The sequence below is a fragment of the Rhizobium sp. 768_B6_N1_8 genome (assembly GCF_051811225.1).
Taxonomy (GTDB): domain Bacteria; phylum Pseudomonadota; class Alphaproteobacteria; order Rhizobiales; family Rhizobiaceae; genus Rhizobium.
The window spans coordinates 97,939-124,062 of the sequence record NZ_JBPWPV010000001.1 but is presented as its reverse complement, the minus strand read 5'-3'; the positions used below and the strand labels follow the sequence as shown (position 1 = coordinate 124,062).

General features: G+C 60.2%; 25 protein-coding genes and 1 pseudogene. 14 read left to right on the top strand and 12 right to left on the bottom strand.

Annotated elements, in window-relative coordinates; all coding sequences use genetic code 11:
• The first annotated feature begins 383 nt into the window (after positions 1 to 383).
• From AB8B33_RS00625 to AB8B33_RS00615, 3 genes are read left to right on the top strand one after another with little or no spacing between them, the layout of a single operon-like run.
• On the top strand, positions 384 to 932 hold the full coding sequence (locus AB8B33_RS00625; RefSeq protein WP_439014001.1) for a hypothetical protein: 549 nt from the start codon (positions 384 to 386) through the stop codon (positions 930 to 932).
• Positions 929 to 1,915 (top strand): NAD(P)H-quinone oxidoreductase, encoded by a 987-nt coding sequence (locus tag AB8B33_RS00620; protein WP_439014000.1) that lies wholly within the window; start codon positions 929 to 931, stop codon positions 1,913 to 1,915. Before AB8B33_RS00625 ends, AB8B33_RS00620 begins: the two co-directional genes overlap by 4 nt.
• A gap of 26 nt (positions 1,916 to 1,941) precedes the next feature.
• Positions 1,942 to 2,136 carry a hypothetical protein gene (locus tag AB8B33_RS00615; protein ID WP_439013999.1) on the top strand — a complete coding sequence of 65 codons (195 nt, stop codon included), beginning with the start codon at positions 1,942 to 1,944 and terminating at the stop codon, positions 2,134 to 2,136.
• A 230-nt stretch (positions 2,137 to 2,366) separates the two neighbouring features.
• Here AB8B33_RS00615 and AB8B33_RS00610 read toward each other — a convergent pair.
• A pseudogene (locus AB8B33_RS00610) lies at positions 2,367 to 3,580 on the bottom strand (LysR family transcriptional regulator).
• A gap of 431 nt (positions 3,581 to 4,011) precedes the next feature.
• Between AB8B33_RS00610 and osmF the strand changes: the two are divergent.
• From osmF to AB8B33_RS00580, 6 genes are all read left to right on the top strand, one after another.
• Positions 4,012 to 4,920 carry a glycine betaine ABC transporter substrate-binding protein OsmF gene (gene osmF / locus AB8B33_RS00605; protein ID WP_439013998.1) on the top strand — a complete coding sequence of 303 codons (909 nt, stop codon included), beginning with the start codon at positions 4,012 to 4,014 and terminating at the stop codon, positions 4,918 to 4,920.
• 160 nt (positions 4,921 to 5,080) lie between these two features.
• Positions 5,081 to 6,247, top strand: coding sequence for an ABC transporter permease (locus AB8B33_RS00600; protein WP_439013997.1), 1,167 nt, complete (start codon positions 5,081 to 5,083; stop codon positions 6,245 to 6,247).
• Positions 6,244 to 7,188 (top strand): ABC transporter ATP-binding protein, encoded by a 945-nt coding sequence (locus AB8B33_RS00595; protein ID WP_439013996.1) that lies wholly within the window; start codon positions 6,244 to 6,246, stop codon positions 7,186 to 7,188. The genes AB8B33_RS00600 and AB8B33_RS00595 overlap by 4 nt, the downstream gene beginning before the upstream one ends.
• Positions 7,185 to 7,934: an ABC transporter permease gene (locus AB8B33_RS00590; RefSeq protein WP_439013995.1), complete on the top strand. Its 750-nt coding sequence runs from the start codon at positions 7,185 to 7,187 to the stop codon at positions 7,932 to 7,934. The genes AB8B33_RS00595 and AB8B33_RS00590 overlap by 4 nt, the downstream gene beginning before the upstream one ends.
• Before the next feature lie 49 nt (positions 7,935 to 7,983).
• On the top strand, positions 7,984 to 8,379 hold the full coding sequence (locus AB8B33_RS00585; RefSeq protein ID WP_439013994.1) for a VOC family protein: 396 nt from the start codon (positions 7,984 to 7,986) through the stop codon (positions 8,377 to 8,379).
• A 15-nt stretch (positions 8,380 to 8,394) separates the two neighbouring features.
• Complete coding sequence (locus AB8B33_RS00580; RefSeq protein ID WP_439013993.1) at positions 8,395 to 10,845, top strand: glycoside hydrolase family 2 protein; 2,451 nt, start codon at positions 8,395 to 8,397, stop codon at positions 10,843 to 10,845.
• A gap of 49 nt (positions 10,846 to 10,894) precedes the next feature.
• Here the strand turns inward: AB8B33_RS00580 and AB8B33_RS00575 are convergent, their stop codons facing one another.
• Complete coding sequence (locus AB8B33_RS00575) at positions 10,895 to 11,287, bottom strand: PRC-barrel domain-containing protein (RefSeq protein ID WP_007821379.1); 393 nt, start codon at positions 11,285 to 11,287, stop codon at positions 10,895 to 10,897.
• Positions 11,288 to 11,534: 247 nt separating this feature from the next.
• Between AB8B33_RS00575 and AB8B33_RS00570 the strand changes: the two genes are divergently transcribed.
• The gene (locus AB8B33_RS00570) at positions 11,535 to 13,235 is read left to right on the top strand and encodes a long-chain fatty acid--CoA ligase (RefSeq protein ID WP_439013992.1); all 1,701 of its coding nucleotides are present in this window, start codon (positions 11,535 to 11,537) and stop codon (positions 13,233 to 13,235) included.
• A gap of 140 nt (positions 13,236 to 13,375) precedes the next feature.
• On the top strand, positions 13,376 to 15,001 hold the full coding sequence (pgi, locus tag AB8B33_RS00565; RefSeq protein ID WP_439013991.1) for a glucose-6-phosphate isomerase: 1,626 nt from the start codon (positions 13,376 to 13,378) through the stop codon (positions 14,999 to 15,001).
• A 28-nt stretch (positions 15,002 to 15,029) separates the two neighbouring features.
• Here the strand turns inward: pgi and AB8B33_RS00560 are convergent, their stop codons facing one another.
• A complete protein-coding gene (locus AB8B33_RS00560) occupies positions 15,030 to 15,380 on the bottom strand; it encodes an immunity protein Imm33 domain-containing protein (protein ID WP_439013990.1) in 351 nt (116 codons plus the stop codon).
• 246 nt (positions 15,381 to 15,626) lie between these two features.
• Here AB8B33_RS00560 and AB8B33_RS00555 point away from each other — a divergent pair, with 246 nt between their 5' ends.
• Positions 15,627 to 16,430 (top strand): alpha/beta fold hydrolase, encoded by an 804-nt coding sequence (locus AB8B33_RS00555; protein WP_439013989.1) that lies wholly within the window; start codon positions 15,627 to 15,629, stop codon positions 16,428 to 16,430.
• 3 nt (positions 16,431 to 16,433) lie between these two features.
• Here AB8B33_RS00555 and AB8B33_RS00550 read toward each other — a convergent pair whose 3' ends face one another.
• From AB8B33_RS00550 to AB8B33_RS00540, 3 genes are all read right to left on the bottom strand, one after another.
• Positions 16,434 to 17,360: a carbohydrate kinase family protein gene (locus AB8B33_RS00550; protein ID WP_439013988.1), complete on the bottom strand. Its 927-nt coding sequence runs from the start codon at positions 17,358 to 17,360 to the stop codon at positions 16,434 to 16,436.
• A gap of 62 nt (positions 17,361 to 17,422) precedes the next feature.
• Positions 17,423 to 18,118, bottom strand: coding sequence for an orotate phosphoribosyltransferase (locus AB8B33_RS00545; protein ID WP_439013987.1), 696 nt, complete (start codon positions 18,116 to 18,118; stop codon positions 17,423 to 17,425).
• 76 nt (positions 18,119 to 18,194) lie between these two features.
• Complete coding sequence (locus tag AB8B33_RS00540; RefSeq protein WP_439013986.1) at positions 18,195 to 18,848, bottom strand: TetR family transcriptional regulator; 654 nt, start codon at positions 18,846 to 18,848, stop codon at positions 18,195 to 18,197.
• A gap of 100 nt (positions 18,849 to 18,948) precedes the next feature.
• Here AB8B33_RS00540 and AB8B33_RS00535 point away from each other — a divergent pair, with 100 nt between their 5' ends.
• Positions 18,949 to 19,773 carry an SDR family oxidoreductase gene (locus AB8B33_RS00535; RefSeq protein WP_439013985.1) on the top strand — a complete coding sequence of 275 codons (825 nt, stop codon included), beginning with the start codon at positions 18,949 to 18,951 and terminating at the stop codon, positions 19,771 to 19,773.
• A gap of 2 nt (positions 19,774 to 19,775) precedes the next feature.
• Entirely contained in the window at positions 19,776 to 20,258 is a 483-nt protein-coding gene (locus AB8B33_RS00530; RefSeq protein ID WP_439013984.1) for an anthrone oxygenase family protein, read from the top strand.
• An 86-nt stretch (positions 20,259 to 20,344) separates the two neighbouring features.
• On the opposite strand, the gene AB8B33_RS00525 is transcribed toward AB8B33_RS00530, so the two are convergent.
• The 6 genes from AB8B33_RS00525 to AB8B33_RS00500 form a co-directional block, all read right to left on the bottom strand.
• The gene (locus AB8B33_RS00525) at positions 20,345 to 20,881 is read right to left on the bottom strand and encodes a glyoxalase superfamily protein (protein WP_439013983.1); all 537 of its coding nucleotides are present in this window, start codon (positions 20,879 to 20,881) and stop codon (positions 20,345 to 20,347) included.
• A gap of 187 nt (positions 20,882 to 21,068) precedes the next feature.
• Positions 21,069 to 22,247, bottom strand: a complete 1,179-nt coding sequence (locus AB8B33_RS00520; RefSeq protein WP_439013982.1) for a GGDEF domain-containing protein — start codon at positions 22,245 to 22,247, stop codon at positions 21,069 to 21,071.
• Positions 22,248 to 22,425: 178 nt separating this feature from the next.
• Entirely contained in the window at positions 22,426 to 23,466 is a 1,041-nt protein-coding gene (pyrC, locus tag AB8B33_RS00515; RefSeq protein WP_439013981.1) for a dihydroorotase, read from the bottom strand.
• Between the two features lie 64 nt (positions 23,467 to 23,530).
• Positions 23,531 to 24,163: a nucleoside triphosphate hydrolase gene (locus AB8B33_RS00510; protein ID WP_113322877.1), complete on the bottom strand. Its 633-nt coding sequence runs from the start codon at positions 24,161 to 24,163 to the stop codon at positions 23,531 to 23,533.
• Positions 24,160 to 24,942 (bottom strand): ATP-binding cassette domain-containing protein, encoded by a 783-nt coding sequence (locus tag AB8B33_RS00505; RefSeq protein WP_113322876.1) that lies wholly within the window; start codon positions 24,940 to 24,942, stop codon positions 24,160 to 24,162. The genes AB8B33_RS00510 and AB8B33_RS00505 overlap by 4 nt, the downstream gene beginning before the upstream one ends.
• Positions 24,943 to 24,944: 2 nt before the next feature.
• Positions 24,945 to 26,009, bottom strand: coding sequence for an ABC transporter permease (locus tag AB8B33_RS00500; protein ID WP_113322875.1), 1,065 nt, complete (start codon positions 26,007 to 26,009; stop codon positions 24,945 to 24,947).
• Positions 26,010 to 26,124: the final 115 nt, after the last annotated feature.

The window sequence follows — 26,124 nt, the reverse complement described above, 5'->3', positions numbered from 1 at the left end:
AGCAGGCTACGGCTTATCGCTGTCTTTCAATAGACGCACAATCCCCATCGTGAGGTCGGCGAGTTCAACAGCATTCGACGTTACCAAAACAAGGTAAATCTCGTCGAAGGCCCCGCGCGTCTCATGAAGGCGTGGGACTGCAAATATATACATAGGTATGTTCGATTTGACTCTGAATTACTGACCTAACACGAACGTATAATTTTCACGCAACGGTCCGGATAGCAGATTGTACCGGCAAAAACGGATGCTTCGCAGATCAAAAGTTCGAGACTGTCGCTGGATACGGGCCGCAAGGGTGGCGCGCACCGGAGGTGTGGCTGGCTCGTCGTCCGTGGAAAGCAACGTCGTCATCTAATCCGTGACACTCGAAAGGAAAAACCATGAAGATACTGACCGACAAGATCCTCTCCCTGTCCGCCTATTCCGCCGAGATCGACGTCCCGCTGGACAAGGTCGATATTGCCGACTGGCTCTTCACCCTGCCGGAAGCCGAATATCTACGCTGCTGCCCGCCCGACCACATCGGTGCCGGCACCACGACCACGGATGACGGCCGACCCATGTCGATTAACGTCGAGATGATCGGCACCGCGTTGGTCGTGCAGCATTACGTCGCCGAGGAAGCAACGCCGAGTTACTGCCGGATGAACTCGATCTCGGACGTGTTCACCCCGGTCGGGCGCACACAGGTCAACGTGATCTGGGAGCTGATCGCCGAGGGGATAGAGGGCGGACGCACCCGCTACACCAATCGCGTCACCTCGCACCCCACCGACGTTTTCATGGACTTCATTGCCGCGCACGGCCAGACCTTGGAACAGGCGGCGGCCGCCCGACAGGAAGCGGGCGGTGACCACAACCGCAGGGAGACGCCGCTCTTCGCCGCCAGCATCGCCCGCCGGGCGCTCGGCAAGGTCGCTGCGAAATGAAGGCGATCGCGTTCGATGATTTCGGCAAGGCGGAGGTTCTCCGTCTTGCTGAGGCGCCGATGCCGCAACCTCGCCCCGGTGATCTTCTGGTCAAGGTGAAGGCAGCCGGTGTCAATCGCGCCGACCTTCTTCAACGCCAGGGCTATTACGGCAGGCAGAGTTATGGCGAGAGCGATCTGCTCGGGCTGGAAGTGGCCGGCGAGGTGGTCGCTGTCGGCAGCGATGTCGCCGATATCCTACCCGGCGAGCGCGTGATGGCCATCGTCGGAGGGGGTGCCTATGCCGAATATGCCCGCGTCGACCGCGGCATGGCGGTACGTGTTCCCGATGGCCTTGACCTTATCGGCGCGGCGGCGGTGATGGAATCGTTCGTCACCGCGTGGGAGGCCGTCGTGCATCTTGGTGGTGCCGCCAAGGGCTTGGCCGTGCTCGTCCACGCCGCAGCGGGCGGCATCGGTTCCGCCGGCGTGGAGATTGCGCACGCCCTCAGTGCCAGGGTCTTCGCGACGGCCAATGCCGAGCGCCGGATTGATGTTTTGGGCTTGGGCGCAGAGGCCGTGTTTGATTACCGGTTGGAGGACTTCGAGCAGGGCGTTCGCGATGCCACCGGCGGAAGCGGGGTCGATGTAATCGTCGACTTCGTCGGTGGCGACTATCCCGCCCGCAACCTGCGCAGCCTCGCGCCGGGCGGGCGTCTCGTGCAGGTCGGCCTGCTGGGCGGGCAGGACGATACCGTCATCCCTCTCGCTCTCCTGCTCCACAATCACCTGCGCCTTATCGGCACCGTGATGAAGTCGCGCAGCGCGGTGGAGAAGCGCGCCATGGTTCAGCGCTTCGCCCAAGGAGCTCTGCCAATGTTCGCCGATGGCCGGCTAAAGCCGTTGGTCGGCAAAGTGTTCCCACTGTCCGAGGCAGCCGATGCGCATCGCTATATGGAAGCGGGTGGCGGATTCGGGAAGATCGTGTTGGATGTAGCTGCGTGAGGATGAGCTTTGAGAGTACGTCGCTGATGCTTGAACGCAGTGAGCGACCCCTCGCCAACAGTCAGGAGTTCTGTCATGGCGGACATCTCTACGCCGGCTACCGAACCGATGACCTCACGCTCAAACAGGCGGCTCTCGCCTCGGGCAAGGTGGACGAAGCACTGTTCGACAAGGTCGTCCAGCCGATCGAGATGGTCGGCGTCGGCCTCGGGGGCGCCTGATGGATGCCCAGCTCCGCGATCGACTACCAGCACTTCATCTGCGTCCTGATCTCCATCAAGCTGGTTCGTGTTGTTGCCATTTTTGCCCTTCTGCGTAAACGGCAGGTAAGGGCTGAGCAATCAACGTGCCGAGCACTTTCCTGTCCTGAAGTCACACAATCGGCGGCGTTAGAGGGCTATAGCGTAGACGTAGTGCTCATCTTCATCGGGCGTGGCCCGCCGCAGCCTGTTTAAGCGAAGGCTTTGTTTTGCGCGACAGGCGCCGGGACAATTTTTGCCGCCGTCGTGATCAACATGTCGCAAGCGTCGGCCGCGGCTTTCCGATGATTGAAGGCCACGTGATAGGACATGGGCATCGGCTCGGCGAGCTCGACGATGCGCACCCGGTCGGCAATCGGCATGGCGCTGACACGGCCGAGGAAGGAGACATAGCCGTGATTGGCGACGAGATCGACGATGACGGGCAGCGAATCTGCCGCAGTGATGTCTCGATCGCGGAGGCGGCGATGCAGGGTGCGGTCATAGCCGAAGGTCATGGCGGCATGGCCGATGCCAGTGCGCGGACTCGGCGTGCAGATCGGATGGCTGGCCACAAGTTCCGTGGCGGTTGCTTCCACGCTGTCGAGTGGGGCGATCGCCACCATATCGGTGCGCAGCAATTCGCGATGACGGAAGCTTTCCAGGCCGAAGACGGAATCGAGGATCGCAACATCGATTCGCCCGGATTTCAGCGCCTCGCGCAGATCGTCGGCAGTCATCGAGACCAGCGATAAAGCATTCTTGTTGCGGCCGGCATTCCACTCGGCAACGAGGCTACCCAGGCAGCGCGCAACCCAGCTTTCCGAACCAGTGGGGATAATGGCACCGATGCGCAGTGAGCGAGCGGTGCGCTGATAGCGTTCGTCCGCAGCGGATTTCAGTTCGTTCCAGGCGAGGCTGATGGTCGAAAAGACGGTATAGGCGAAGCGGCCCTCCTCCGTCAGCGCCGAGCCCTGGGCCTGACGCTCGAAGAGTCTGCCTCCAAAGAATTTCTCAAGATTGGCAATCTGCAATGAAAGCTGCGGCTGACCAAGGCGCAGACGACGGGCGGCTCTGTTGATGCTGCCCTGATCGGCAACCTCCAGGTAACGCTCCATGGTGACGAGCTTGACGGGATGCGGGCGGCCCATTGTCCGTAAGCTTCCGGTTCACGATGACCAAGCTTGTCGCCGAGCTGCCCTGTTGCGGCAAGGATCGGCGCCAATCCCTCCAGAACTCTGCCTCCGGCAAGCAGAATGACCAGTTCGCCCGAGGAACGTTCGGCGAGCTTCAGGGCGAGCTCCGTCTCCAGGTTATCGATCGCTGCCGACGCGGTCGAGGCGGAGATGTTGAAGCGACGCGCAGTTTCGCGCATGGAGCCGGAAGACAGGACATGGCTTGCGATGAAGAGGGCGCCGAGATGCAAGGCTTTCTCCGGAAACTACTGAAAAGGCGGAGGATATGACGTGTTCGTGAAAAAAGATATCCCTGCCCATAGAGGTGCAGGCTATCGTTCACTTAATAAGAAATCCGGGCGGCGAAAGAACCGACTGAAAGCACCGGAACATCGTGGAAACACGCAAGGGGACAAAAACAAATCGCGCCGGCCTTGGAAAAGGGAATGCAATTCCGCGCACGGACCTGCATTCGCCGCCATAATCGCGTCGCGAGAGCGAATACTGGAGGGGGCTGCTTCGATTTTCGGGCATCGATTTTTCGGGCATGCACACTATTTCCATGACGCACGTATTTCCGGCATGATGGCCTGATGGCTGACCATGCCGGCTGGTTTTATGCGCGCAGGCTTCGCGTCCGGGGCTTTCGCGACGTTAACGGTGTTCAACCAAGGGGATAATCATGCTGAAGAAATTCGCACTTGCCGTTTCGCTTGCCGCCTTTGCGGCCGGCGCGGCCCACGCCGCAGACGTCGTCGTTTCATCGAAGATCGACACGGAAGGCACGCTGCTCGGCAACGTCATCGCACTCGCGCTGGAAGCCAACGGCATCAAGACGCAGGACCGCATCGCACTTGGCGCAACCCCGGTCGTGCGCAAGGCGATCACCGCGGGTGAAATCGACATCTATCCGGAATATACCGGCAATGCCGGTTTCTTCTTCAACAAGGCCGATGATGCCGCCTGGAAAAACCTCGACCAGGGTTACCAGCTGGCGAAGAAGCTGGACTATGACGCCAACAAGATCGTCTGGCTGACGCCCTCGCCCGCCAACAATACCTGGGCGCTTGCCGTCCGCAGTGACGTTGCCGGCCCGAATAACCTCAAGACCTTGTCCGACTTCGGCAAGTGGGTCTCCGGTGGCGGTGCTGCCAAGCTTGCGGCTTCTGCCGAATTCGTGAACTCCGCCGGCGCCCTGCCTGCCTTCCAGACCACCTATGGCTTCACACTGAAGCCGGATCAGGAAGTCGTGCTTTCGGGCGGTGACACGGCTGCAACGATCAAGGCTGCGGCCGACCAGACCAACGGCGTCAATACCGCCATGGTCTATGGTACTGACGGTGCAATTCAGGCTGCCGAACTCGTCGTTCTCGAAGACGACAAGAGCGTGCAGCAGGTCTATGCACCGACCCCGATCATCCGCGAGGCCGTGCTGCAGGCAAACCCGAAGATCCAGGAAATCCTTACTCCGATCTTCCAGAGCCTGACGGCAGACGAACTGCGCAAGCTCAACGCCAAGATCCAGGTCGATGGCGAGCCGGCGAAGTCCGTTGCCGAAGCCTATCTGAAGGAAAAAGGTTTCCTGAAGTAATCGCCTGCTGCCCAATTCCTTAAATCGGAGCCGATTTAAGGATAAAAATAGGCAGCAGTTTAAAGTGCTACAGCGTCCTTTGCGCGTCTGAAAAGACGCGCGGCGCTGTAGTGCCCCGTCCGGTATCCGGGCGGGGCACTTTCCGGACAGGGTAGGATCGATGGAAGAAACCTTAGCGGTCCGCAAGCTGGACCGGCTCGGCGTGGTACTCGTGGCAGGCGGCATTGCAGCAACGGCCCTTCTGCCTTTCATCTATGTGAAGGCGAACCGTATCGCCGCCGGCAAGCCGATGCTGCTGACGCAGCTTCTTCCCCAGCCTTCCGTCGTCATCCTGATGGTCCTCCTTGTTGCCACTGCCTTGGCGACGCTTTTCCTGCGCAACGCTTTCATTCGCCTGGCGCTTGGCACGCTCTGCCTTGCCGCACTGATTGTTGCAATCGGCCTTGTGGCGACGGCTGCAACGCCACAAGGCAGCACCGTGGCGCGCATGACGCCCGGCGGCAGCTTCTGGGTGCTCCTCGGCGTCATCGGCCTCATCATCTCCGACGCGCTGGTGAAGATAAAGCTGACACCGTGGATGCGTGTTGCAGCACTGGCCGCTTACACAGCCTTGCTCGCGATATTTCTCTCGTCCGGCCTGCTCGACAGCCTTTCGATCCTGAGGGAGTTTTCGACCCGGGCAAACCAGTTCTGGAGCGAGGCGGTCTCCCACCTGATGCTGGCATTCGGCTCGCTCGCCATTGCCATCGTTCTCGGGCTGCCGCTCGGCATCCTCTGCTTCTGGGTGCCGAAGCTGCGCGCCATCGTGCTGCGGACACTGAGCCTCATCCAGACCATTCCGAGCCTGGCACTCTTCGGCCTCCTGATGCTGCCGCTCGGCTATCTCGCTGCAAACGTGCCACTTGCGGCCGATATCGGCATTCGCGGCATCGGCACCGCGCCGGCGCTGATTGCGCTCGTGCTCTATTCGCTGCTGCCGATCGTTGCCAACACGGTCGTCGGCCTCGAAGGTGTCGATCCGTCGGTGCGTGATGCTGCCGCCGGCATGGGACTGACACGCCGGCAGATTCTCACCGGCATAGACCTGCCGCTCGCCTTTCCCGTCATCCTCACCGGCATCCGCATCGTGCTGGTGCAGGCGATCGGCATGGTAACGATCGCCGCGCTGATCGGCGGCGGCGGCTTCGGCATCTTCATCTTCCAGGGGCTTGGCCAGACGGCCATGGACCTCGTCCTGCTCGGCGCCGTGCCGACCGTTTTCTTCGCCTTCTCCTCGGCCGTCATCCTCGATGCGGTCATCGAAAGCATTCAGGGGCCAGCCGCATGAGCAAGATCGAGATCAGGAACGTCACCAAGCGCTACGGCTCGGCAACGGTCGTCGACAATGTCTCCATGAGTGTCGAGAAGGGCTCGATCACCGTGATCGTCGGCACGTCGGGCTCCGGCAAGTCGACGCTGATGCGAATGATCAACCGGCTGGTGCCGATCACCGAGGGTCAGATCTTCGTCGGCGACCATGATATCATGGACGTGCCGGCGACCGAGCTTCGCCGCAAGATCGGCTATGCCATCCAGGGACACGGCCTGTTTCCGCACCGGACGGTGGCGCAGAACATTGCAACCGTGCCGGAGCTTCTCGGCTGGGATACGGCCCGCATCGGCAGCCGTGTGGCGGAACTGCTCGGCCTCTTCAATCTCGACCCGGCGATCTTTGCCGAGAAATATCCGCACCAGCTATCCGGTGGCCAGCAGCAGCGCGTCGGCGTCGCCCGGGCGCTGGCAGCCGAGCCTGAACTGCTATTGATGGACGAGCCCTTCGGCGCGCTCGACCCCGTTATCCGCGGCAAGGCGCAGGACGATCTGCTGGCGATCCAGAAACAGTTCGGCACGACGGTCGTCCTCGTCACGCATGACATGGACGAAGCCTTCCATCTCGGCAACCAGATCGCCGTCATGAGCGGCGGCAGGCTCCTGCAATGCTCGACGCCAGAGAAGATCCTGACGGAACCGGCCGATCCCTTCGTGCAGCAATTGACCGGCACCTCCGACCGGGCGCTGAAGCTGATGTCGCTCTCGCCACTGAAGGACAGTATGGAGCCCGCCAAGCCGGGTCTGCCCTATTCGCTGGCGCAATCTCTGAGCCTTCGCGATGCTCTCGCCGAAATGATCTGGCAGGGTGTCGACGAGGCCGCCGTGCAGGATGCGAACAAGGCGCCCGTCGGTTCGATCTCGATGGGTCGGCTGCTCGAACTGGGCCGCAAGGTATGAAGTTTCTCGTCGCCAACCTTTTTCGCGCGCTGGCGCTGGTGATGCTGCTGATCCTGATCTTCAGGACAGAGTGGCTCTCCTTCATGCTGGTGCCGCTGACCAACAACAATGCACCGCCGGTCTACATGCAGAACAGCCTCGCTTCGCTGGCACTCGGGCACCTGGAACTGGTCTTCATCTCGATTGTCGGCAGCGCGGTGCTTGCCGTGCTTGGGGGCATTTTCGTCACCCGCCCGAGCGGAGCAGATTTCCTGCCACTGTCGCGCGCCATTGCCAACGCCGGCCAGACCTTTCCGCCCGTGGCGGTGCTGGCGCTTGCCGTTCCCGCCACCGGCTTCGGCGCTGCGCCGACGCTGATTGCGCTCTTTCTCTACGGACTGCTGCCGATCTTCGAAAATACGGTCGCCGGTCTCAAGCAGGTGTCGCCGCAGGTACTGGATGCCGCCGACGGCATGGGCATGAACGGGACGCAGCGTCTCTTCAAGGTTGAGCTGCCGCTGGCATTGCCGCTGATCCTCGAAGGGCTGAAGGTCGCAACCGTCATCAATATCGGCACGGCGACGATCGGCTCGACGGTTGCGGCAAAGGGTCTCGGCGAGGTCATCATTGCCGGCCTGATCTCCGACAATACCGCCTTCATCCTGCAGGGCGGCCTGATCGTCGGCCTGATGGCGGTTCTGATCTATGATGTCGTTGGCATGCTCGAAGACGTCATCACGCGCAGAATGGGCTTGCGTCCGGCTTGAGAGGACGGCTACCAAGGCTGCCGGAGATATCAGCGATTGGGAGACCGCCTTGGCCAAGATGATCCATTCCATGATCCGCGTTCTGGACGAGGCGCGTTCGGTCGATTTCTACAGCAAGGTCTTCGGGCTCGCGGTTGTCGACCGTGTCGATTTCGAGACCTTCACGCTGATCTACATGAGCAATGAAGAGACCGGTTTCGAGCTGGAGCTGACGGTCAACAAGGGCCGTATCGAGCCCTATAATCTCGGCGATGCCTATGGGCATCTGGCTGTTTCCGTTCAGGAAGTGCAGATCGAACACAAGCGGCTGACGGATCTCGGCCTCAACCCCGGCAAGCTCGTGGAACTCAACCGCGACGGCAAGCTGTTCGGTCTGTTCTTCTTCATCACCGATCCTGACGGCTACAAGATCGAAGTGCTGCAGCGCTACGGCCGTTTTCAATAAACATAAGAGGCTGAAATGATTGGGAGGAGAGACCTTCATAACGGCTGGACGCTTTTCTGTAACGATACAGGAAGAACCAGTCTGCCCGCTTCGGTTCCAGCAACGGTTCCCGGATGCGTGCATCTCGACCTGCTCGCAAACCGGCTGATCCCCGATCCCTATCTCGACATCAACGAGATCACCAATGACTGGATCGGCAAGACGGAATGGATCTACCGGCTGGACTTCGAAGCCGAGCCTGATGCGGGCCAAGTGCAGGAACTCGTCTTCGACGGCGTCGATACGATTGCGACGATCCGCCTGAACGGCGAGGAGATCGGCCGCACCTTCAACATGCACCGCACCTATCGCTTCGACGTTTCGTCGCTGCTGCGGGAAGATACAAACGAGCTCAGCATCACCTTCCATTCCGCCTATGCCTATGGCGCGGAGATGGAGAAGCATTACGGCTATCGCCCGAACAACTATCCGGGACCGGGCAACCTGATGCGCAAGATGGCCTGCAATTTCGGCTGGGACTGGGGGCCGACGCTTGTGACAGCCGGACTCTGGAAGCCGGTGCGGCTGGAGAGCTGGGATCGGGCGCGGCTTGCCGATATCAGGGTTTCCGCCGCCCTTGCCGGTGGCGATGGGCTCGTCAAGGTGCATGCGCGGCTGGCAAGGCAAGGCGAGGCAGTGCCGACGACGCTTGTTGCAGAAATCGGTGGCGTCACGCAGACCGTTGCGATCGACGCCGATACGGACGAAGTGTCCTTCGAGGTTTGCGTGCCCTCACCGCAGCTCTGGTGGCCACATCATCTCGGCGCGCAGCCACTCTACCCGCTGGAAATCCGGCTGGAGGATGCCAGCGGCAACTTACTCGACCTTTATTCGAAGCGGATCGGCTTCCGTTCGCTGCGGCTCGACACCGCGCCGGACGCACATGGCTCCGCCTTTACCTTCGTCATCAACGACGTGCCGATCTTTGCCTGCGGCGCCAACTGGATACCGGACGATTGTTTCCCTTCGCGCGTGACGGCGGAACGCTATGCGGCGCGGATCGATGAGGCGAAGGCTGCTAATATCAATCTGCTGCGTGTGTGGGGCGGCGGCGTCTTCGAGCGGGACGAATTCTACGAGGCCTGCGACCGGGCCGGCATGCTTGTGTGGCAGGATTTCCTTTTTGCCTGCGCCTCCTATCCGGAGGAAGAGCCGCTGCGGAGCGAAATCATCGCCGAGGTGCGGGACAATGTGGTGCGGCTGATGCCGCATGCCTCCCTCATTATCTGGAACGGCAATAACGAGAATATCTGGGGTTTTGACGAGTGGGGCTGGCGGCCGATCATCAAGGACGGTGTCAGCTGGGGGCTCGGCTACTATCTCGATGTCCTGCCAAAGCTCTGTGCCGAACTCGATCCCGACCGGCCCTATTATCCCGGCAGTCCCTATTCGGGCTCCACGGAGATCGAGCCGAATGACGACCGGCACGGCTGCAAGCATATATGGGACGTGTGGAACGACGTCGGTTACGAAGTCTATCGTAACTACATTCCGCGCTTCTGCTCCGAATTCGGCTGGCAGGCGCCGCCGGCATGGGCGACGCTGCAGGAGAGCGTGCATGACGAACCGCTGACGCCGGAATCGCGTGGCGTCTTCCATCATCAGAAGGCGACGCAGGGCAATGACAAGCTCATCAAGGGCCTTGCCGGACACCTGCCCGTGCCGCAGACGATGGATGACTGGCATTTTGCGACCCAACTCAATCAGGCACGCGCCATCCGCTTCGCAGTCGAGCACATGCGCTCGCATCGCGACATCTGCAAGGGCGCGGTCGTCTGGCAGTTCAATGATTGCTGGCCGGTCACCTCCTGGGCAGCGCTCGATTCTGCCGGCCGGCGCAAGCCGCTCTGGTATGCGATGCAACAGGCGTTCCATCCCCGCCTGCTGACGATCCAGCCGCGTGGCGAGGGCCTTTCCGCGGTCGCGGTTAATGAGCAGACACTGTTCTGGCGCTCGAAGATCAGCGGCAAACGCATGCGGCTTGATGGTACGGTGCTGGCGGAATTTGAATTCTGGCGGCTGCTCTGCGACCGGTTCGAAGCGAAGGAATTTCCGTTGCCGCAGGATATCGCGACTTCACGCGCGGCGGATGAAGAAGTCATCGTCGTGCAGATGCTGGACAAGCGCGCCTTCCACTATTTCGTCGAGGATATCGAGCTGAAGCTTCCGGTGCCAGACGTCAACATATCGCTGGCAAGATCGGACGATGGCTGGGATGTCACGGTGAGTGCAAAGAGCTTCCTGAAGGATCTTTGCCTGATGGCGGATCGGCTCGATCCTGCGGCGGTCGTGGATTCCATGCTGGTGACGTTGCTGCCGGGTGAAAGCCATGTCTTCCGTGTGACGACCGACAAGTCCCTGTCGGCCGAAGATATCGTGGTTGGCACAGTGCTTCGCACTGCCAATGATCTCGTCAATAAAAACTGAAAGGCCCCGCTCTCGCGGGGCCTCTACCGGCTCGTCCTCGCGGACGACGTTACATCCAGTAGGGCGGCACGCCATAATAATCATACACGCGGCGGCCATTATCGTTGTACCAGGTGTCATCGTCATCCGCGTAGCTCGGCGCGCCTTCGATCTGCTCCTTGGTGAGATCGATGCGGTAACCGTCCAGCTGGGTATCGTAGGTCAGCTTTTCCCACGGCAGCGGATAGTGATCACTGCCGATGCCGAGGAAGCCGCCGAAACTCAGAACAGCGTAAGCAACGCGGCCGTCCTGCTTCCCGAGGATGAGGCGTTCGATGGAACCGATGTGTTTGCCATCGGCGCCATAGACGCGGGTGCCTTCAACGCGGTCGCTAGCGATCAGCGTCGGCGTATCCTTCACATTCGGGTCGCGTCGGGTGGCGTCAGTATCCTGATTCAGCATTGTGCACCTCCTTTGTCGTTCCTCGTGGTTCATCCACATCGAGAAAACGTGCCCTATGCTTCAAAGTTCCCCTTCACATGCTGTTCATATGCGACCACCGCGATATTGACGTTTACGTCAAGGTTATTGTAGCCTCAATCCGCTTGAACCGCTCAAGCAATGGCATAAGCTGCCTTGACGGAAGACGGAGGATCTTCCGATCGACCGGTGTCATCCGGTTTCGGCGGCCGAATGGGAGAGAGACACAATGAGCAGTATTTCCGTCCACCCTGGTGGTGCGAAACCGGAAAAACCATGGCTTGCCACCTATCCTGATATCGTTCCGGCTGAGATTCCCCCGTTGGAATTCGCCTCGCTTCCCGACCTCCTGGAAAAGAGCTGTGCCCGCTTTGCCGATCGCAGGGCCTTTTCGAGCATGGGCAGAACGATGACCTATCGCACGCTCGAGGCACAGACCCGCAAAGTGGCCGCCTGGCTGCAGAGCGTCGGCCTGCAGAAGGGCGACCGCGTGGCCGTGATGATGCCGAACGTTCTGCAAAACCCCGTCGCGGTCTACGGCATCCTGCGCGCCGGACTTGTCGTCGTAAACGTCAACCCGCTCTATACGCCGCGCGAGCTTGAGCACCAGCTTAACGATTCCGGCGCCAAGGCGATCTTCGTTCTGGAAAACTTCGCGCGCACTGTCGAACAGGTCATCAACAAGACGGACCTGCGCCATGTCGTCGTCAGCTCTCTCGGCGAAATGCTCGGCCCAAAGGGGCATATCGTCAATTTCGTCGTCCGCCGGGTGAAGAAGCTCGTTCCGTCCTGGTCCATTCCGCAACACAAAAGTTTCAGGCAGGTGCTATCGGCGGGAGCGAACAGGACGCTTGCGCCCATCGCGCTCACCGGCAGCGACATTGCCTTCCTGCAATATACGGGTGGGACGACAGGTATTGCCAAGGGTGCGATGCTGACGCATCAGAACCTGCTTGCCAACAAGATGCAGCTGCAGCTCTGGCTGAAATCCGCCTTCGACAAAAAGAAGCAGCCTGAGGTCCTGAACTTCCTCTGTGCGCTGCCGCTCTATCACATCTTCGCACTGACGGTGAATTCGCTGATGGGCATGTCGCTCGGCGCCCACAATGTGCTGATTGCCAATCCTCGCGACATTCCAGGGCTTGTTAAGGAATTCCAGAAGTCTGATATCCATATCTTCCCCGGCCTCAATACGCTCTTCAACGCGCTGCTCAACAACGCCGACTTCGCCAAGCTCGATTTCTCCTCTCTCGTCATGTCGCTCGGCGGCGGCATGGCCGTGCAGCGGCCGGTGGCCGAACGCTGGCTGAAGGTGACGGGCTCGCACGTGACCGAGGGTTACGGCCTCTCCGAGACCTCGCCTGTTGCGACCGCCAATCGCTTCGATTCACCCGAATTCACCGGCTCGATCGGCCTTCCCATCCCCTCGACGGAACTCGATATCCGCGACGAGGAAGGCAATTCGCTGCCGCTTGGCGAGATCGGCGAGATCTGCATTCGCGGCCCGCAGGTCATGGCCGGATATTGGAACAAGCCGGAGGAGACGGCGCGGGTGATGACGCCGGATGGTTATTTCCGGACCGGCGACATGGGCTTCATGGACGAGCGCGGCTATACCAAGATCGTCGACCGCAAGAAGGACATGATCCTCGTCTCCGGCTTCAACGTCTATCCGAACGAGATCGAGGAAGTGGCCGCCATGCATGCCGGCATTCTGGAGGCGGCTGCGATCGGCGTGCCGGACGGGCATTCCGGCGAGGCCGTCAAGCTCTTCATCGTGCGCAAGGATCCTGCTCTCACCGAAGCCGATGTGAAGGCCCATTGCGCGGCCAATCTCACCAACTACAAGCGGCCGCGCTTCATCGAATTCCGCATCGAGCTGCCGAAGAGCCCCGTCGGCAAGATCCTGCGCAAGGACCTGCGCGGCTGAATTTGACGGTCTCATGAAATTGAGGGCCATCCGCTTGTCGCGGGTGGCTTTTTTCATATTTCGTCAGATGGCTGAACTTGATTTGACTGCGGGAAAGAGAATAGTTTCCGCAACCCTCTCCGCCTCCAAAGGAGTCTCCCATGAATGCCATCGTCGAACAACTGAAGAGCACCTCGGCTGCCACCAAGGCCACTGATCTGCGCGCCGCATTCGCTAATGATCCGAAGCGCTTCTCGCGCTTTTCCGTATCGCTTGACGACCTGCTGATGGATTTTTCCAAGACGGCCGTGAATGACGAGATCCTGAAGCTTCTGGTGAAGCTCGCCGAAGAAGGCGGCGTCGAGAAGAAGCGTGAGGAGATGTTCTCCGGCAAGGCGATCAACTTCACCGAAAACCGCGCCGTGCTGCATACCGCGCTCCGCAACCGCTCCAACACCCCTGTCCTGGTCGATGGCAAGGATGTCATGCCTGACGTCAACGCCGTGCTGACAGCCATGGGCAAGTTTGCCGATGGTGTCCGCTCGGGCGCGCTGAAGGGCGCGACCGGCAAGAAGATCACCGATGTCATCAATATCGGCATCGGCGGCTCGGATCTCGGCCCGGTCATGGCGACGTTGGCGCTCGCCCCCTTCCATGACGGCCCGCGCGCGCATTTCGTCTCCAATATCGACGGCGCCCATATCGCCGACATCCTGAAACTTGTGGAGCCGGAAACGACGCTGTTCATCGTCGCTTCCAAGACCTTCACAACGGTCGAGACGATGACCAATGCGCAGACGGCGCGCAAGTTCATCGCCAGCGCGCTTGGCGAAGCGGCCGTTCAGCACCATTTCGCCGCCGTCTCCACCGCCCTCGACAAGGTCTCCGCATTCGGTATCGAGAGCGAGCGTGTCTTCGGCTTCTGGGATTGGGTCGGCGGTCGTTACTCGATCTGGTCGGCGATCGGCTTGCCGCTGATGATCGCGATCGGTCCGGAGAATTTCGGCAAGTTCCTCGATGGCGCGCATGCCGTCGACAACCACTTCCGTAAGGCACCGATTACCGAGAACCTGCCTGTCCTGCTCGGCCTCATCGGCTTCTACCATCGCAATGTACTGGGTTACCCGACACGCGCCGTGCTCCCTTATGACCAGCGCCTGTCTCGCTTCCCGGCCTATCTGCAGCAGCTCGACATGGAATCGAACGGCAAGGGTGTGACCATCGACGGCACGCCTGTCGAAGGCAATTCCGGCCCGGTTGTCTGGGGCGAGCCTGGCACCAACGGCCAGCACGCCTTCTACCAGCTCATCCATCAGGGCACGAGCATCATCCCGGCCGAATTCATGATCGCCGCCAACGGCTTCGAGCCGGAGCTGCGCCATCAGCATCAGCTCCTGATGTCGAACGTTCTCGCCCAGTCGGAAGCGCTGATGAAGGGCCGCACCTTCGCGGAAGCCAAGAAGCAGCTGACCGACAAGGGCATGGAAGACAAGCAGGCCGATTTCATCGCCCCGCACCGCGTCTTTAACGGCAATCGCCCGTCGATCACCTTCGTCTACGACAAGCTGACGCCCTATGCACTCGGCCGCCTGATCGCACTCTATGAGCATCGCGTCTTCGTCGAAGGCGTGCTCTTCCGCATCAACTCCTTCGACCAGTGGGGTGTGGAGCTCGGCAAGGAGCTAGCGACCGGCCTGCTGCCCGTCGTCGAAGGCAAGGAAAGCGCTGCAGGTCACGACTCCTCGACGCAGGGTCTCGTTGCCGCGCTGGCAAAGCTCGCCAAGTAATTCGGCGATCCGCAAACGGTCGCCGGGTTCAGTTCTCGACAAGCAGATTTTTATCGAACCAAACATCCTGATAATCATCTGCAATCAAGAATCGCCAACCCGGCGCCAAAGCAAGATACGGTTCAACGGCGGGCAACCAACCGCTCAGATGATTGGCATGCAGGGGTTTGAAAAAGTCATCCGCCGCGCTGTATTCACCAGCCCAAATATACCAACCCGATGTTCCTCCAACCGGATGATGCCGAAGGCCATTCAGCGGCATAATTCCGGACTTTACATTTAGCGATATCCCTACAGTTTCGCTGGCAGAAGGAACAAACATAGGGGATCCAAAGCGGTCGCAAATGTCCTTTTGTTTTAGCGAGAGGCTACTCCTCAAATCCGTTACCCTTCTTCAATCGACGGAAAAGTGCTGAGGTAACGACCTTTCTCAGCGGAACACTTGGAGCACTGTGGCTGGACAGCATTTACATCACGCGTGCGAGATTTGTCGATTGATCCGTTTTCATTGAACCCGCGCAGGTGGGGACAAAGCCCATTGGCGACACAGGTGGGTTTTTTGTTTGACCCTGTCGAATTGTAGGGCATCTCGTCGTCTATAGAGAAATTGACGGAGGAGGAGCTGATGACCGCGACTGATGACGAGCTGGTGAAATTCGAGGCAGAGGGCGCACCGCCACTGCCGCCCTCGCATGAGCAAGGCCTCGTCGACCACGAAGGCGCGCGCATCTGGTACGCGAGCTACGGCGCAGGCCCCGCTGTCATCCTGCTGCATGGCGGCCTCGGCAATAGCGGCAATTGGGGTTATCAGGTTCCTGCATTCATCGAAGCCGGCCATCGGGTCGTGGTGATCGACAGTCGTGGGCATGGCCGCAGCACGCGTGACGATCGGCCCTATACCTATCATCTGATGGCTTCGGACGTGCTAGCCGTCATGGATCACATCGGACTTCAGGAAGCAGCCCTCGTCGGCTGGAGCGACGGCGCCTGCACGGCGCTGATCCTCGCTGATCAGCAGCCGGACCGCGTCTGCGGCGTATTCTTCTTCGCCTGCAACATGGACCCCAGCGGTACCAAGGAATTCAAGGCAACGCCCGTCATCGAGCGCTGCTTCAGCCGCCACAGGAAGGACTATCAGGCGCTGTCGGAAACGCCGGACCAGTTCGAGGCCTTTGTCGCCGACGTGTCGAAGATGATGTCGACGGAGCCGAATTATACCGCCGAACAACTGGCAGGCATCAAGGTTCCGGTTTCCATCGTGCTCGGCGAACACGACGAATTCATCAAGCCTGACCATGCCGATTATCTGGCAAGGACGATCCCGGATGCGGAATTCGTGCTGCTGCCCGGCGTCAGCCATTTTGCGCCGCTGCAGCAGCCGGACCTCTTCAATCGGGAGGTCCGTGCCTTTCTCGATCGGATCGCCTAAGCTTCAGAGGCCGATCTCTTTCGCCCAGGGCGGATTAGCACCTGCGCGGGAGACGGTGACCGCGGCAGCCTTGGCGCCAAGCGCCAGGGCGTTTCGCAGGGCCTGCTCATCAAGATTGGCGACCTGCGCCTTGGTCAGCAGGTTATCCATCTTCAACGAGGCGAGAACGCCGGCATCGAACGTGTCACCTGCGCCGACCGTGTCGACGACCTTGACGCGTTCGCTCGGGACCGTGACCTTGCGCGCGCTGGTGTATCCGGTAGCGCCTTCCGCACCCTTGGTGATGACGACGAGCTTGGCGCCATGGTTCAGCCAATGGGCGGCGAGCGCATCGTGGTCACCTTCCAGGCCGAACCATTCGAGATCCTCATCGGAGAATTTCACGATATCGGACTTGGCGGCCATGCGCTTGATGCGGGCCATGTGCGCGGCCTTGTCCTTGATGAAGCCGGGGCGGATGTTCGGGTCGAGCGAGATGACGCGCGTGGCGGCCTCGCGGTCGAGCAGGGCCTCGTAGGTTTCGCCGCAGGGGCTCGGGATCAGGCTGATCGCACCGAAATGCAGGGCTTCGCAATCATCGCCAAGGGTCGGCAGATCATCCGTGGTGATCATCCGGCCGGCCGTGCCTTCATCGTAGAAGGCATAGGTCGCCTGACCATTGACCAGCTTGACGAAGGCGATCGTCGAGGGGCGCGGCGTGATGGCGCAAGGGCTGTAATCGACATTGCTCGCCTTCAGCGTATCAAGCAGGATTTCGCCCATCATGTCATCGGCAATGCCGGTGAAGAAGGCCGTGGGGATACCCAGGCGACCAAGCGCAATCGCCGTATTGAAGATTGCGCCGCCGGCATAGGGCGCAAAGCCCTTTTCGCCGAGAGTCGTATCCCTCGGCAGCATGTCGATCAGGGCTTCGCCGCAGCACAAAATCATCGAATTCCTCCCAACAGGACTTGCGCGTTTCTCAATCGATTAAGCGAGCTTTTGTCAAAAGGCTAGAGCGAAAGCTCACTTACGCCGCCATTCCTTGCCGACCAGGCGAGCGGCGCATCGAGGAAGGCCTCGACTTCGTGCAGCGTCATATCGTCGAAGAGCTTCTGCTGCCTGGCGATCGCGAGAACCTCGCGCCAGGTGGCGATATAATGGAGCTGGACCTTGCCATTGGCAAAGCGCTGCTGTGCCTCGGGAAAGATGCCGTAGAAGAAGAGCGCGATGCCGTGATCGACGATGCCGCCGGCGGCACGGATGGCATCGATGAAGGTGAACATGCTGCCGCCGGCCGTCGTCAGATCCTCGATGACGAGAACGCGGGCGCCGTCCTTCATCTCGCCTTCGATCTGCGCATTGCGGCCATGGCCCTTCGGCTTTTTGCGGACATAGATCATCGGCAGGCCGAGACGATCGGCAAGCAGTGCGGCAAAGGGAATGCCCGCGGTCTCACCGCCGGCGATGCAATCGAACTGCTCGAAACCGGCATCGCGCAGCAGGCTGCTGGCGGCAAAATCCATCACCGTCGAGCGGATGCGCGGGAAGGACAGGAGCTTGCGGCAATCGATATAGACGGGGCTCATGATGCCCGAGGCATACTTATAGGGCGTCTCGGCGTTGAAATGAACCGCCTTGATCTCCCAGAGCATCTTGGCCAGCAGCTCTGCCATAACGGCGCGATCAGGGAATGTGGTCTGGATCATGCGGCTTACTCCTTCGGCTGACGTTCCAGCGGCAATAGCAGCAAGAGCGGCCGGTTTCCAGATGGAAGGCAGCCCGTCAGCCGAGCAGACGGTCGATATCCGCAATCTGCATCTTCTTGAAGAGCGCGATCGCCTGCACGCCCTCTTCCTCATCCAGTGAAACAGCATAGCGGACGGCAGCCGCGAGAAGTTGCATCGTCAGCCGGGCGATGGCCAGAAGCTCCGTCTCGGTCCGCTCCGGCCATAGCTGTTTTAGCACTGAAAGCAGGGCCTGCGCGTGAAATTCCATGTCTTCGGCATCGACTTCCTGAAGCAGCTTGTCCGTGTGGGTCGCGTGCCAGATATCGTGCATGACAGGCTCGCGGCGAAAGAAGGCATAATATTCATCGGCGATGACGCAGAGAGCCGTTCGCAGATTGTCGGCATCCGTCACGTTGGCCAGTTCGTCGGCTACACATTGCCGGCCCTGCTCGTTGAAGCGCTCAGCGAGCGTGCGGATGATCGAGGTTTTGTCCGGGAAATACTGATAGAGGGCGCCGAAGGAAAGCTCAGCCTTTTCAACAATCTCGCTCATCTTCAGGGCATCACTGCCATTCTTTTCGATGAGGTCGGAGGCAACGGTCAGGATTTTTTCGAAGCGCTCGCGGCCGCGCTGCTGGCTCGGGATGCGGCGTGGCTGACCGGTCGACTCCTGCTGGCGCCTACGCCGTGCGATCACTTCTTCTACCATCTTCCGCTTCCTTCAACTGTTGACAAAGAAAATAAGAGAGTTTATCTCATTTTGCAAATGAGAGAGTTTCTCTTATTTTAAACCGCGGAGGAGTTTCGATATGCAGAATTCCGAAATCGTTCTGATCGGCGGATCGGGAAAAACCGGTGGCCGCATTGCCGACAGGCTGGAAGAACTGGGACTTAACGTGCGCAAGGCGTCCCGCTCCACGATACCGGCCTTCGACTGGGAGGATCACGCGACCTGGCGCGGTGCGCTCACGGGTGCGACGAGCGCCTATGTCGCCTTCCAGCCGGACCTTTCCATCTCCTGGGCGGCAGAGGCCATCGAAGCGCTTTCAAAGCTCGCAAGGGAGTGTGGGTTGCAGCATGTCGTGCTGCTTTCCGGCCGCGGCGAAGAAGGGGCACAGCGGAGCGAGGAAGCGCTCAAGGCAATTGGGATCGGCTACACGATCCTGCGCGCCTCCTGGTTCTGCCAGAATTTCAGCGAGGGCGCTTTCGTGGAGCCGCTCATTGCCGGCAGGCTGGAGCTGCCGGCTGGCGATATCAGGGAACCCTTCATCGATGCCGATGACAGTGCCGATGCGGCAGTGGCGGCACTCACCGATATCAGGCATCGCAACAAGATCTATGAGCTGACCGGCCCTCGCGCCCTGACCTTCCGCGAAGCCGTTGCCGAGATTGCCGCAGCCGCGGACCGTCCGATAGAATATGGGCAGGTATCGATGGCGGATTTCAAGGACGGGCTTGCCGCTGCAGGAATGCCCGAGCCGATCGTGGCACTTCTGGAAGAACTCTTCGGACAGGTGCTCGATGGGCGCAATTCTGAAGTGATGGGTGGTGTGACAGAGATACTCGGCCGCCCGGCAAGGGATTTCAGCCAATATGCGCGGGAGACCGCGGCAACCGGATTGTGGAGCGCCTGACCATGCAGATCGTTCTCGTCATTTCCCTCATTGCGGCAGCGATCGGCAGCGGCCTTGTCGCCGGCATCTTCTTTGCCTTCTCCACCTTCATCATGACCGCCTTTTCGCGCATCCCGGCCGAGCAGGGCATTGCTGCGATGAATTCCATCAATGTGACCATCGTGCGCTCGCCCTTCATGCTACTTTTCGTGCCGACGGCGATCCTCTGCGTAGTGATCGCAGTGCTCGCCTTCATAAACTGGCGCGGCGGCGCCTCTTCTATGATGCTGACCGGCGCGGCACTCTATGTCATCGCGTCCTTCCTCTCGACCATCGTCTTCAACGTGCCGATGAACGACGCGCTGGCGAAAGTCAGCGGCAACGGGCCAGAAGCGGTGCAGCTCTGGATGACCTATCTCAGGGACTGGACCTGGTGGAACCATGTGCGCACCAGCGCCTCGCTGCTGGCCTCGGTCGCGTTCGTCCGTGCGCTGATGCTGATCTGAAAAGGGCGGAGGCAATGCCCTCCGCCCTTCCTTTGTTTTCACGCAATTCCCGACGCAGAACCGCTGCACAGTTTTGCTGTAATTGCTCAGTTCTGTTGGCAGAAGGTGATGCGGTTGTTGAAGGGATCGATGACGCCCATTTCGAGGCCCCAGGGCGCTTCCTCGATGCCCGGGTTCATATAGCGGTAGTTCTTGGCGGCGAGTTCGGCCTGGTAGGCGCTGATATCCTTCACCCGCACGAAGGCTCGGGCGCCGGGGCTGGCATCGCCGGAATGCTCGCTCAGATGTAATTGCATGCTTTCACGCGAGACCTGGCAATAAAGCGGGGAGTTCTCGCCGAAACGGTGCTCCCAGTCGAGCGTGAAGCCCAGGAAGCCGCAATAAAATTCCATGGCTTTTTCGACCGAGAAGATGCGGAAGATCGGCACCGGTGGCTCGATGCCCACAGCCGATTTTACGCCTTTGGTGTCATCCAGTTTTGCGGAGAGAATATTCCACTGGTCGAAGCCGAATTGTCTGGCGACAATCTCCAGGGTTTCGCTATGAGTGAGGGAAATATCGCGGTCGGCAAGCGCCTGACGCAGGTTTTTTGCCATAAGCTTGGCATCGCGAAAATCGCGCATGGTTCATCCTTCTCCGTTGGCGGCAAACAGGAAGATCAGTGCCCGCGTCTGCTGACCCGTTCGCCATCGATTGCCAAGAGCAAGGATGTGAAACTGGATTTGGATGCCTTCACCATAATGCTTGCGCATCGCGGGGCGGCTGGCTGCATCCGGCCGGCTGTGAGCTTACGAAAGGTCGGGAGAAGGATCAAGAGGCCGATCGCGCATCCCCTGACGGTACCGAATGCAGGTGGCTGGCGAGTTCGACACGATTGCGGCCGGCGCGTTTTGCGACATAGAGCGCCTTGTCCGCCTCCCCCAGCATGGCATCGAAATCCAGCGGCTTGGAGCGACCAGGTGCAACACCGACACTGACGGTGCATTTCAGCACCTCATCGTCGATATAGATATCGCGCTCCTCGAAAGCCTTGCGGATGCGCTCAGCGGCAAGCTCGGCGCGGCCGGGCATGATTTCCTTCAGCACCAGCGCGAATTCCTCGCCGCCGAGGCGGGCGGCCGTATCGCCGCTACGGCAATTGGCCGAGAGTTCGCCGGCAAAGACCTTCAGGACGTGATCACCGGCCGCATGGCCATAGCGGTCGTTGACCGATTTGAAATGATCGATGTCGAAGACGATGACAGCAGTCGAAGCGCCCATGGCGCGGACGCCATATTGGTCGAACAGAGCGCGGCGGTTCAGCAAGCCGGTCAGCGGATCGGTGATCGCATCCATGCGGTGACGGGCGGCAAGCCGCCATTGATGCAGCGCCAGCGACAGGGCACCGATACCGGTCATGCCGGCAATGCATATGGCAAGGCTCAGATCTTCCGCCCAATTGCTGGGTGCGGCGCCAAGCACCAGTTTGCCGTCCCAGATCAACACGGCAGCGCAGAGTACGAAGGAAATCGCCGTCAATGTATAGAGAGCGGTAATGCCCGATATCGGCGCAGGTGCTTCGGCGCGGTCGAGCCAATATTGCCAGGCGGTCGCGAAGAGCAGAAAGGCGATAGCGAGATTATCGGCCATGAAAGCCAGACCATCCAGCCCGGCGATCATCGGCGGAATGGATGTGGCCATGGCGACAAGTGCACGGACGACGATGCCTGATATCGGGAGCCTGCCGGTACGGAACTGATAGCCAGCGCCCCAGATAGTGGCAAAACCGGCATGAAACAGCACGAAATTACCTGCACCAAGCAGGCGCCCGGGCTGCTCCACATAGAAGGCATAGGCAAAAATGCCGGCGACGACGAGAACGAGGCCGAATGCGCCGGTGAGAAGAAAGGTTTCGGCCCGGCGCGCGAGCCAACTTCCCGTGAGCGTCACGGCAAGGCAGGTTGCTGACACGCCAAGCGCCAGCAGCAATGAATTATAGTCAAGCATCATGCTTTAAATCTCCGCGGCTCTTGCCGCGCCGATAACGTTCTGAAATCTATCTCGTCATTGCTGACGAATGTCTTACGCATTCCGTTAAAAAAACATGGATTTCGCAGCCGGGCGTTACAAATTCAACATTCGGCAGCAACTATAAGAAGAATAATATTTAAGCCCGCAACGTCTTTTCTCAGGCTTTGATCTGCCAATGCAGTGCAAACATCGGATCGAAGACGGTAACCAGACCGGCGCCGGTCTCAATCCTGGCGGGGAAGACCACGGGTTCGGCCTGCCGCTCCAGCGTGATACGTTCCTCGTTGGGCGCCAGCCCATACCAGGCCGGGCCATTCAGGGAGGCAAAGGCCTCCAACCTGTCGAGCGCACTATCCTGCTCGAACACATGGGCAAGGCAGCTCATCGTATTGATCGAGGTATAGATCCCCGCGCAGCCGCAGGCGCATTCCTTGAGCGGGTCGACATGGGGCGCTGAATCCGTGCCGAGGAAGAACCTAGCATCGCCGCTCGTCGCCGCGGCCCGCAGCGCCAGCCTGTGGTTCTCGCGTTTTGCGACCGGCAGGCAGTAATAATGCGGGCGAATGCCGCCGACGAGGATGGCGTTACGGTTGATGATCAGGTGATGGGTGGTGATGGAGCCAGCGAGATTGGCCTTGGCCGACTTGATGTAGTCGATGCCATCGGCCGTCGTGACATGTTCCATCGTCACTTTCAGCTCCGGCAGGCGCTTGCGCAGCGGGTCGAGCACCGTCTCGATGAAGACGGCCTCACGATCGAAGATATCGACATCAGGTGTAGTCACCTCGCCATGAACGCAGAGCGGCAGGCCGATCCTGGCCATGCGCTCCAGCACCGGCATGGCCTTTTCCATGTCGCGCACACCACCGTGTGAATTCGTCGTGGCGCCGGCGGGATAGAGTTTCACGGCGGTGATGAGGCCGCTCTTCTTTCCCTCTTCCACGTCATCGGGGCTCGTATTCTCGGTGAGATAGAGCGTCATCAGCGGCTGGAAGCGATGGCCAGCCGGAAGCGCCTTCATGATGCGCTCGCGATAGGCGGTCGCATCTGACGTCGTGACGACGGGTGGCACTAGGTTCGGCATGATGATGGCGCGCGCAAAGGTGCTGCTCGTATCCCCGATCACACCTTCCAGCATGGCGCCGTCGCGCAGATGCAGATGCCAGTCGTCAGGACGGCGGATTGTGATCGATTGCATGGGAGCCTCCGAAGCGATGCGGGTTTCGCCTCGATAGCATCAACACCGGTACGGAAACAACTGTTCAGGCCAGCGCGATTTCCAATGTGATGTCTGCAGGCCGGCGATTTTCGAGGATGAGGCGACCGTTCGGCAGGTCGTTGCCATAGACTTTGGCGCTCGCTTCTTCCTCAGTCAGCTTGTAGCCGCGCCAGCGATCCCAGAGGCGCTCTTCCAGCACCTCCATCGGCGGGGCGAGCATGATCGTGTAATCGAAGATACCGTCGAGTTCGGCCCATTTGCCCAGCGTGAAGAGCAGATAGTTGCCCTCGATTATGATGAAGCGGTCCTGAGGATCGATCGGCCGGGCAGAGGCGATGGCAAGTTCGCGCGAACGGTCGAAGACGGGAACGAGGACCTCCTGATCGGCGGGACGCACGGCTTTGACGATATCGAGGAAGCCGCGTACATCGAAGGTCTCCGGAATGCCCTTGCGGGCCAGCAGACCACGCTCGATGAGAATGGCGTTGTCCATATGGAAGCCATCCATGGGAAGCACCGAGACACTCTCGCCCTTGGCCTTCAGGGCGCTGGCGACATTGTCGGCCATGGTGGATTTGCCGGCGCCGGGCGGCCCGGCGATCGCGATGAGGAAGCGCCTCGTGTTGCCGGCGCGGTTTAGAACCTCGCCGACAATTTCGTCTATTCTTGCATTCATGCAGCGACGGGCTCCGCAGGGACCGCCTTGGCGCCGGTCATGAAGGCGACGGCATCGGACATCGTGTATTCCTTGGGGTTGATGACCGTCAAGCGGCGCCCAAGGCGATGGATATGGATGCGATCCGCCACCTCGAAGACATGCGGCATGTTATGTGAGATGAGCACGATCGGAATGCCGCGGGCGCGCACGTCGAGGATGAGTTCCAGCACTCGGCGGCTTTCCTTGACGCCGAGAGCGGCAGTCGGCTCGTCCATGATGATGACCTTTGAGCCGAAGGCAGCGGCACGGGCAACGGCCACGCCCTGACGCTGGCCGCCGGAGAGCGTTTCCACTGCCTGGTTGATATTCTGGATGGTCATCAGGCCGAGTTCGGAAAGCTTGCTGCGTGCCTGCTTTTCCATCGTCGGACGGTCGAGCATGCGGAACCAGGAGCCGAGCGGACCCGGTTTGCGAATCTCGCGGCCGAGGAACATATTGTCGGCGATCGACAGTGCCGGCGAAAGGGCGAGGTTCTGATAGACGGTTTCGATGCCCGCGTCGCGCGCTTCCATCGGCGATCTGAACTGTACCTGCCGGCCTTCCAGGGTGATCACCCCGTCATCGGGCGTGATTGCGCCCGATATCGCCTTGATGAGCGAGGATTTGCCGGCGCCGTTGTCGCCGATGACGGCAAGGATTTCGCCCGGATAGAGGTCGAAATCGGCGTTATCGAGCGCTGTCACACGTCCATAACGCTTGACGAGGCCGCGGGCGGTGAGAATGGGTTCGCCAGCCATGATCACACCGAAACCTTTCTGATCCACTGATCGATAGCGACAGCGGCAATGATCAGCACGCCTGTCAGCAGGACTTTCCATTGTGGGTCGGCGCCGAGCATGTTGAGCCCCATCGACACGACGCCGACGATCATGGTGCCGAAGAGCGTGCCGAGAATGGAGCCACGGCCGCCGAACAACGAGATGCCGCCGATAACAGTCGCGGTGATTGCCTGGAGGTTATAGTCCGTGACGGCCGAAGACGGAGAAATCGAGCCGTTGCGGCCGATCGAGACCCAGGCGGCGAAGGCAGCGATGACGCCGGATATAGTGTAAACGGTCAGCAGCACCTTCTTGGTCTGGATGCCGGAGAGCTTGGCAGCTTCCGGATCATCGCCGACGGCATAGACATGCCGGCCCCAGGCGGTGTGATTGAGGACATACCAGAGCAGCACGACGAGCAGCACCATGGCGATCACGCCGAGGGTCAGCACTGCGCTGCCAAGCTTGAAGCTTGTGGCGAAGAGATGGAGCAGCGGCGCCTGTTCGTCGACATCGGTATCGCGGATCGTCTCATTGGCGGAATAGATAAAATTCGTCGCCATGACGATATTCCACGTGCCGAGTGTCACGATGAACGGCGGCAGCTTCATGAAGGCGACGAGGAACCCGTTCAGCAATCCGCAGAGGCCACCGACGATGAGGCCGGCGATAACAGCGATCGGTGTCGGGATGCCATAGGTGATGGCCACATTGCCCATGATGACGGCCGAGATGACCATGATGACGCCGATCGACAGATCGATGCCGGCGGTCAGGATGACCAGCGTCTGGCCAGCTCCCAGAATACCGACGATGGCGATCTGCTGCAGGATGAGCGTCAGCGTATAGGACGAGAAGAACCGTCCGCCGATCGCCAATCCGAAGATCACGATCGACAATATCAGCACGATCAGCGGCACGGCGGCCGGTGTCGAGTGCAGAAAATGCTGCGCGCGCTTTATCAGCGAGACACTCTCGTGCTCGAACGAGGCGACGCTCTTGTCGCTTTCGTCGAGGACGCGTTCAAATTCCTGTGCTCCGGTCATTGTTCCTCCTCCGCAGCCGCGCGCCGAACTCACGCGAAAGCCGTCGCCGATCGTTTTCCGGTCTTTGTTCAGCCGGTTTGTCGGGCGACGGCATATGGTCCGCCCAAAACGGCCG